1 protein-coding gene is annotated in these 6,127 nt (G+C 77.1%); it reads right to left on the bottom strand.

Annotated features, from left to right (window positions below; genetic code table 11):
- Positions 1-20: 20 nt before the first annotated feature.
- Positions 21-6,127: SDR family NAD(P)-dependent oxidoreductase (locus ACFXAM_RS19300; RefSeq protein ID WP_380292723.1), on the bottom strand; the 6,107-nt coding region annotated here is incomplete at its 5' end.

Here is a 6,127-nt window from a genome sequence, read left to right as displayed (position 1 = left end):
GGGGAGTTCGTGCCGGTCGATCAGGTGCCGAGCTCGTTGTCCAGCAGCTCGAAGAGTTCGTCGTCGGTCGCCGCCTCGACCGCGGCCGCGCCCCGGTCGGCGCCGGGGTGGTCGTCGTCCTGCGCCCCGTTCCACTTCGCCAGCAGGACCTCCAGGCGCATGGTGACGGTGCTGCGCAGGCCCCGGTCGGACGGGGAGGCGGCCAGGGCGGCTTCGAGCCGGTCGATCTCCGCGAGCACGGACGGCGCCGCCGCCGCGTCCCCGGCCGGCATCGAGGCGCCGAGGTGGTCCGCCAGCGCGGTCGGCGTCGGGTGGTCGAACAGCAGGCCGGCCGGCAGGCTCAGCCCCGTGACGGCGCCGAGGCGGTTGCGCAGTTCGACGGCGGTCAGCGAGTCGAAGCCGAGGTCGCGGAAGGCCTGGCCGGGGCCGACCGCCTCGGCGGAGGCGTGGCCCAGGACGGCGGCGACCTCGCCGCGGACGGTGGCCAGCAGGATCCGCCGGCGCTTGTCCGGCGACGCTCCGGCCAGCTGCTCCGCCAGTGCGGTGGCGCCCGCCCGCTCCGCCCGGCGGACCGTCACCGGCACCAGGCCGCGCAGGACGGCCGGCAGCGGCTCGCTGCGGGCCCTGGTCCGCAGGGCGGCGAGGTTCAGCGGCACCGGGACGAGGACGCCCGGGCCCCCGGCGGCGGCCGCCGCCCGGGCCCTGTCGAGCAGGGCCAGGCCCTCGCCGGCCGACAGCGGCACCACCCCGCCCCGGGCCATCCGCCCGAGCGCCTCGGCGCCGAGCTCGCCCAGCATCCCCTCGTCGCCCGCCCACGGCCCCCAGGCGAGCGAGGCGCCCGGCAGGCCCTGGGCGCGGCGGAGCTCCACCAGCGCGTCCAGATAGGCGTTGGCGGCCGCGTAGTTGGCCTGGCCGGCGTTGCCGAGGGTGCCGGCGAGGGAGGAGAAGAGCACCAGCTCCACCGGCCCGTGGCGGCCGGTCAGCTCGTGCAGGTGGAAGGCCGCGTCCACCTTCGGGCGGAACACCCGGTCCAGCCGCTCCGCCGTCAACGAGCCGACCAGTCCGTCGTCCAGCACACCGGCGGCGTGCACGACGGCGGTCAGCGGGTGCTCGGCGGGCACCGAGTCGAGCAGCGCGGCGAGCGCGGCGCGGTCCGCCACGTCACAGGCCGCCGTCGTCACCCGGGCGCCCAGTGCGGCGAGTTCGGCCTCGAACTCGCCGGCGCCCTCGGCCTCCGGTCCGCGCCGGCTGACCAGCAGCAGGTGCCGCGCACCGTGGACCGCGACCAGGTGCCGTGCCACCAGCCGGCCCAGCGCCCCGGTCGCGCCGGTGACCAGGACGGTGCCCGCCGGGTCGGGTGCGGGCCCCGCCTCGTCGGCTGCCGCCGGGGCGGCCGTCGCCGTGTCGGCCGTCGCCGTGTGGGCCGTCGCGTCTGCCGTCGTCGCCCGGGCGAGGCGTGGCACGAACGTCCGGCCCTCGCGCAGCGCCAGTTGCGGTTCGTCGGCGGCCACGGCGGCCGCCAGCGCGGCCGGCAGGGCGCGCGCGGACTCCTCGTGGTCGTCCAGGTCGGCCAGGACGAACCGGCCCGGGTGCTCCGACTGCGCGGAACGCAGCAGGCCCCAGACCGCGGCCTGTGCCGGGTCCGGCCGCTCGGCCCGGTCACCGGCCGGGCCGTCGAGCGCGACCGCGCCCTGCGTCAGCACCACCAGCCGGGCCGCCCCGGAGCCCGCCCGCTCCAGCCAGTCGTGCACCAGCGCGAGGGCGTGGGCGGTCGCGGTCCGGGCCGCCTGCGGCGTGCCCGGCGCCGCGCCGGGGATCAGGGGCGGGAGGGCCACCACCGTGTCGGGGAGCGCCGGCCCCGCCGGCAGTTCGGCCGGCCCGGCGTGCACGTCCACGGCGTGGCCGACGGCGAGCAGCGCCGCGCCCGGTCCGCTCCCGGCGTCGCCCACCAGCGCCCAGGCCTGCGGCCCGGGGGCAGCGGCGGCCACCGGCGCGGCGAGCGGCAGGGGTGCCCAGGTGACCCGGTGGAGCGCGTCCGGCCGCCCGGCGCGGGCGGCGGCCAACTGGTCCGCGGAAACCGGCCGCAGGACGAGGGAGTCGACCGAGACGACGGGCCGGCCGGTCCCGTCCGCGGCCAGCAGGGACACCGCGTCCGCCCCGGCCGGGGCGATCCGCACCCGCAGGCCGGCCGCGCCCGGCGCGTACCGGCGCACACCGCTCCAGGAGAAGGGGACCCGCGTCCCGCCGCTGTCGGGCAGCAGCCCGCCCAGCGCGACGGCGTGCAGCGCCGCGTCCAGCAGCGCCGGGTGTACGCCGAACCCGCCGGTCCCCGTCCCCTCGGGCAGGGCGACCTCGGCGAACACGACCCCGCCCTGCTGCCAGGCGGCCCGCAGGCCCTGGAATACCGGGCCGTAGTCCAGCCCCAGTGCCGCCAGCCGCTCGTACACCGCCTCGGTGTCGAGCGGGCCCGCCCCCGGCGGGGGCCAGGCGGACAGCTCGATCTCCGCCCCCGGGGCGGCACCGGTACCGAGCAGCCCCGTGGCGTGGCCGGTCCACGGCGCGTCGGCCGCCTCGCCGCCGGCCTCGCGCGAGTAGACGGTGAGCGTGCGGCGGCCGGCCTCGTCGGCCGGTGCCACGACGACCTGGAGCTGGACCCCGGCCTGCTCGGGAAGGGCGAGCGGGGCCTGAATGGTCAGCTCCTCCAGGAGGTCGCACCCCACCTCGTCGGCGGCCCGCAGCGCGAGGTCCACCAGGGCGGTGCCGGGGAGCAGCACGGTGCCCAACACCGCGTGATCGGCGAGCCAGGGATGCGTGGTGAGGGACAGCCGCCCGGTCAGCACCACGCCCTCGCCGCCGGCCAGCGTGACGGCGGCTCCCAGCAGCGGGTGGTCGGCCGCCGTCAGTCCCGCCGACGTGACGTCCCCGGCCGCCGGGCCCGGCTCCAGCCAGTAGCGGCGGCGCTGGAAGGCGTAGGTGGGAAGGTCGACGCGGCGGGCGTCGGTGCCGGTGAGGACGGCCGTCCAGTCGAGGGCGGTGCCGTGGGTGTGGAGGTGGGCGAGGGCGGTGGTGAAGGCGGCAGGTTCGGGGCGGTCGGCCCGCAGGGCGGGGACAGCGAGGGCGTCCGGCAGGGTTTCCTTCACCATCGGGGTCAGGCCGCCGGGGCCGATCTCCAGGAATGCTGTCGCGCCGTTGGCCGCGAGGGTGTCGAGGGCGTCGGCGAAGCGGACGGCGTGGCGGACGTGGCGGACCCAGTAGTCGGGGTCGGCCAGTTCCTCGGCGGTGAGGAGGTGCCCGGTGAGGGTGGAGACGATGGGCAGGGTGGGCGCGGCGAAGGTGACGCGTGCGGCGACGTCGCGGAAGGCGGCGAGCATCGGCTCCATCAGGGGCGAGTGGAACGCGTGGGACACCGTGAGCCGCTTCGTCCGGCGGCCCTCCAGGAGTGCGACGACCTCTGCGACGGCGTCCTCGTCGCCCGAAAGCACCACCGAGGACGGGCCGTTGACCGCCGCAATACCCACGCTCTCTTCACGGCCGGCGAGCAGCGGCAGCACCTCGTCCTCCGAGGCCTGCACCGCCACCATCACCCCGCCCGGCGGCAGCTCCTGCATCAACCGGCCGCGCGCCACCACCAGTTCGGCGGCGTCTTCCAGCGAGAAGACGCCCGCGACGTGCGCGGCGGCGAACTCGCCGATCGAGTGCCCGGCCAGGACGGCGGGACGAACCCCCCACGACTCCACCAGCCGGAACAACGCCACCTCGACCGCGAACAACGCCGGCTGGGTGAACTCCGTGCGCGCCAGCAGCTCCGCGTCCTCACCGAACACCACCTCCCGCAACGGCCGTCCGAGGTGGACGTCCACGGCAGCGCAGACCTCGTCGAACGCCGCCGCGAACACCGGGAACGACGCGTGCAGCTCACGCCCCATCCCCAGCCGCTGACTCCCCTGCCCCGAGAACAGCAGCGCCGCCTTCGCCCCGGGCACCGCGACCCCGCGGACCACCGCCCCGGACGGCTCACCGGTCACCAGCGCACGCAGGCCCTCCACCGCACCCGCCGGGTCCGTCGCTACCACCGCCGCGCGGTGCTCCAGCGCCGCCCGGGAGGTGGCCAGCGAGTACGCCACGTCGGCCGCCCCCAGGTCGTCCCGCCCCTGCGCGTACGCGAGCAGCCGCGCGGCCTGGTCCCGCAGGGCCTCGGGCGTCTTGGCGGACAGCACCCACGGGATCGCGGCCCCATCGCTGCTCTCCACCTCCCGGCGGCGCTCGGCGGGCGCGGCCGGGGCCTGCTCGACGATGACGTGCGCGTTGGTCCCGCTGAAGCCGAACGAGGAGATGCCGGCCCGGCGCGGACGGCCGTCCGCCGGCCACTCCACCGGCTCGGTCAGCAGCCGTACCGCGCCGGTCGACCAGTCGATGTGCGGGGACGGCTCGTCCACGTGCAGGGTCCGGGGCAGGACGCCGCGCTGGAGCGCCTGCACCATCTTGATGACGCCGCCCACACCCGCCGCCGCCTGGGTGTGACCGATGTTCGACTTCAACGACCCCAGCCACAGCGGGCGTTCACGGTCCTGTCCGTAGGTGGCCAGCAGCGCCTGCGCCTCGATCGGGTCGCCGAGCCTGGTCCCCGTGCCGTGCGCCTCCACCGCGTCGACGTCACCGGGGGTGAGGCGGGCGTTGGCCAGGGCCTGCTGGATGACGCGCTGCTGCGCGGGACCGTTGGGCGCCGTCAGACCGTTCGACGCGCCGTCCTGGTTGACGGCACTGCCGCGCACCACCGCCAGCACCGGGTGCCCGTGGCGCTCGGCGTCCGAGAGCCGCTCGACCAGCAGCATGCCCACGCCCTCGCCCCAGCCGGTGCCGTCCGCCCCGGCTCCGAAGGCCTTGCAGCGGCCGTCGGCGGCCAGGCCGCGCTGACGGCTGAACTCGACGAACGCCCCCGGCCCGGCCATCACGGTGACGCCGCCGGCCAGCGCGAGCGTGCACTCGCCGTTGCGCAGCGCCTGCACCGCCAGGTGCAGGGCCACCAGCGAGGACGAGCAGGCCGTGTCCACCGTCACCGCCGGGCCTTCGAGCCCGAAGGAGTAGGAGAGCCGGCCCGAGATGACGCTGCCCGAGTTCCCCGTGCCGAGGAAGCCCTCCACGCCCTCGGGGACCGTCTGCAGCGAGGAGGCGTAGTCGTGGTACATCACCCCGGCGAAGACGCCGGTCCGCGAGCCCTTCAGCGAGGTCGGGTCGATCCCGGCCCGCTCGAACGCCTCCCAGGAGGTCTCCAGCAGCAGCCGCTGCTGCGGGTCCATCGCCAGCGCCTCGCGCGGCGAGATGCCGAAGAACGCCGCGTCGAAGTCGCCCGCGTCGTGCAGGAAGCCGCCCTCGCGGGTGTGGCTGGTCCCGGCCTCGTCGGGGCCGTCGGCGGCGAGCAGGCCGAGATCCCAGCCCCGGTCGACGGGGAACCCGGAGATGGCGTCGGTGCCGGAGGCGAGCAGCTGCCAGAGTTCCTCCGGCGTGCGCACGCCGCCGGGGTAGCGGCAGCTCATCGCCACGATCGCGATCGGCTCGTCGCCCCGGGTCGCGGTGACCACGGCGGCGGCGGGTCGTGGCGCGTCGGCCAGCTGCTCGCGCAGGAAGCCGGCCAGCGCGGCGGGCGTCGGGTAGTCGAAGACCAGGCCGGCCGGCAGTCGCACACCGGTGGCGGCGCCGAGCCGGTTGCGGAGTTCGACGGCCGTCAGCGAGTCGAAGCCCAGCTCACGGAACGCCTGCTCCGGTCGGATCGACCCGGCGCGCCCGTGGCCGAGGATCGCCGCGGCCTCGGTGCGCACCAGGTCCACCAGCAGTTCGTACTGCTGCGGCTCGGGCAGGCCGGCCAGCCGCCGCGCCGTCGCCGACGACGCCCCGGGCTGCTCGGCCGAGGACGCGGCCGCGCGCCGCACCGGGGTGGGCACCAGGTTCCGCAGCAGCTCCGGCAGCGCGCCGGAACGGGCCGACTCCCGCAGCACCCGGGCGTCCCATCGGGTGGGCACCACGACCGGCTCGGTGGTGCGCAGGGCGGCGTCGAAGAGCGCCAGGCCGTCGGCGGTCTCGATCGCGGTCATCCCCGAGCGGGAGATCCGGCGCCGGTCCGCCTCGCTCA

The sequence above is a fragment of the Kitasatospora sp. NPDC059462 genome (genome assembly GCF_042749955.1).
In the GTDB taxonomy this organism is placed as follows: domain Bacteria; phylum Actinomycetota; class Actinomycetes; order Streptomycetales; family Streptomycetaceae; genus Kitasatospora.
The sequence above is the reverse complement of the archived record's forward strand: the minus strand, read 5'-3'. Positions and strand labels throughout refer to the sequence as shown.